Raw genomic sequence first — 2,733 nt, forward strand, 5'->3', positions numbered from 1 at the left:
TGAGTAGTTTTACAGGCAAAGCCGAAACGGATGATAACCACCTACTGAAGTAGGTGGTTTAGGGCTGAAAACAAAAACGGAAGCCATCGCTTCCGTTTTTTGTTGGCTAACGCATTCTCACAACACTCGTTTGTTGCTTACGCTGCATTTCCGCAAAAGTCAGCACAAACGGGGATGACTGCTTTACACGGCTTGGTAATGAAGAAAGCGCATTGTAGGCATCCTGTTTCGTTTTAAAATCACCAACAGTTACCGTATACCAACGCGTGCCTCGGCTGTTTTTCCAGTTAACCCAAACCGGATGCTTAGGATCGATATAGCGAATATAATCTTTCACATCTTTTTCTTGCTTTAGCGCGAGTACCTGCATCGTGTAATGGTTTGGGTTTAAATAACCATATGCATCCTGAGAGGTCATGACTCCAACACATTGGCCGCTATCGACCTCCTGCTGGTAAGGCATAGCGCAGCCCATGAGCGATAAAATCAATGTCAAAGATAAAATCTTGTGCACGTGTCACTCCATTCTTGTTCTAGTTTCTTTTCTCTCGCACCCAAAAACACAAAACGCTCTTGGTCAGGTAAAACACACCCTTACAAGAAGGCCTGCGTTTTAACGCAACGAGTATTCCAAAAACGTAAGGCGACCACGTTGGCCGCCTTAGTAAATTGATTTAATAGAACATTAACAAGATAGAGTGATATAGACAGAAGTTCGCTACTGTTTAGAACCAGCTAGCGACCAATTGCTTAAACCAGTCTAAAATTCGCTTGAATAAACTGCCTTCCTCCACGGACTCCAATGCAACGAGCTCGGCTTCATTTACGACCTTACCTTCGACTTTGTAAAGCACTTTACCAACCACTTGTTGCTCAGAAATTGGCGCAACTAAATCACCGTTGTATTCAACTTCCGCTTGCAGATTTTTTACATCTCCTTTTGGCAAAGTGAGATAAACATCGTTAGCTACGCCAACAGTAAGCTCGTCTTTTTCGCCCATCCAAACTCGAGCTTTCGCAAGTTCCGCACCCGCCTCAGTCGGCATTACCGTATCGTAAAAGCGGAAGCCATAACTTAACAGCTGCTTGCTTTCTGATTCACGAACATTCTCGCTCTTCGCTCCCATCACTACAGCAATCAGACGCATATCACCTTGTATTGCAGAAGTCGCTAGACTATAACCCGCACCGCTTGTATATCCAGTTTTCATGCCATCGACATTCATACTACGATCACGAAGCAAGCCATTACGGTTGTATTGAGTGATGCCATTGTAAGTAAACGAGGTTTCGCTATACAGCGGATAGATATCAGGTAAGTCACGAATAATCGCTTGGCCCAATTTGGCAATATCATAAGGTGTCGAATATAAACCGTCACTGTCTAGGCCGTGAGGGTTGGTGAATGCCGTGTTAGACAATTCAAGCTTGGCGGCCCAACTATTCATCAAACTCACAAACCCTGATTCACTTCCCGCAACATGCTCAGCAATAGCAACACTGGCATCGTTACCAGATTGAACAATCAGACCACGGTATAAGTCAGACAAAGAAACGGAAGTATTGACTTCAATAAACATTTTTGAAGAATCTGGGAAATTTTTTGCCCAAGCATTTCGGCTGATGACAACCTCATCATTCAACGTAATATTGCCTGTATTAATTTCTTGACCAGCTACATAAGCAGTCATCAACTTCGTTAAACTCGCGGGGTTTAAACGTTTGTGGGCATCACGTTCAACCAGTACTTTCCCCGTATGGAAGTCCATCAAAACATAACCACGAGAACTGAGTTCCGGCGCATTTGGCACAACTGAAGGCGCAGCATAAGCCAACGAGGATACAGCAGCGAACCCTGTAATTAACACTGTGTGTAATATAGTACTTTTTCTCATCATGACATCTTATCTTAGTAGCATTTAAGGCTTACAAACGGTACCCGAATGAATTCAAAGCGCGGGATGACCTAGTTAAAAAACGAGTATATTGAAACGGCGCTCAGTTACAGCCACCTTGTTACGATTGGTTACTTTTACTCAATGTTTGTCGAAAATAATGAGAGGTAGGTAGAGCTTTCGTCTTGAAGAATGAAACAGGAGCGAAAATAATTCCGTAACGCTATGTTTTTTGAGAGGGGAGAAAAAGCGCGCAAGTCAATTCAGGGAGTAAGTTGGTATAGGAAAAGTAGTTGAGCTTTTATCCATATCTAAATAGGAAACAACAAAAACAATCAACAATAAGCCCAGCTAATTATTTACCAAGAAAACATATTGAAAACGCATCATAAAATCGTAATTAATTATCGATAAATTTAAAAACCTAATATTATAATTTATGCAAATTTCATTTATTATTAAACTGGAGAAAAATACAGCTTTCCTTTTTTAAAACTAAGAGACGATTTTTTCGATGTTTTTAGGTTTATCTCATCAGAGAACTTGGTATAACAGTGAGGGATAAGGTATCCGGACTTAGCGCGAAAGGATAACCCACTGTTATTTAAGTTCACACGCTGCTTTTTAATGACTAGAGACTTTAAACTGCGGTTACCTTCGGTTTGTGCGGCTATTCTTTGACGTATCCCAACCCAGTACGACTCAAACGACGACATCATACATATCCTCTTTCATGATACCCGATTTCAGATAATAAGTGAGACATTCATGGAAAGGTGTAGAAGAGGAAGCCAACTGCTGAAAGTGGTACGCTCTTCTCGCCAAAGAAACAAGCAGT

At 41.6% G+C, this 2,733-nt stretch carries 2 protein-coding genes; both read right to left on the reverse strand.

Annotated elements, in window-relative coordinates; all coding sequences use genetic code 11:
• Window positions 1-106 precede the first annotated feature (106 nt).
• Window positions 107-514 (reverse strand): SPOR domain-containing protein, encoded by a 408-nt coding sequence (locus tag R7Z77_RS23820; RefSeq protein ID WP_005373701.1) that lies wholly within the window; start codon window positions 512-514, stop codon window positions 107-109.
• Window positions 515-725: 211 nt separating this feature from the next.
• Window positions 726-1,895 (reverse strand): D-alanyl-D-alanine carboxypeptidase family protein, encoded by a 1,170-nt coding sequence (locus R7Z77_RS23825; RefSeq protein ID WP_151515869.1) that lies wholly within the window; start codon window positions 1,893-1,895, stop codon window positions 726-728.
• Window positions 1,896-2,733: the final 838 nt, after the last annotated feature.

The organism is Vibrio sp. 1401 (genome assembly GCF_033340295.1).

Bases quoted from the DNA above. Each gene is read 5' to 3' on its own strand.
- R7Z77_RS23825 (WP_151515869.1), bottom strand. From the start codon at position 1,895: ATGAGAAAAAGTACTATATTACACACAGTGTTAATTACAGGGTTCGCT.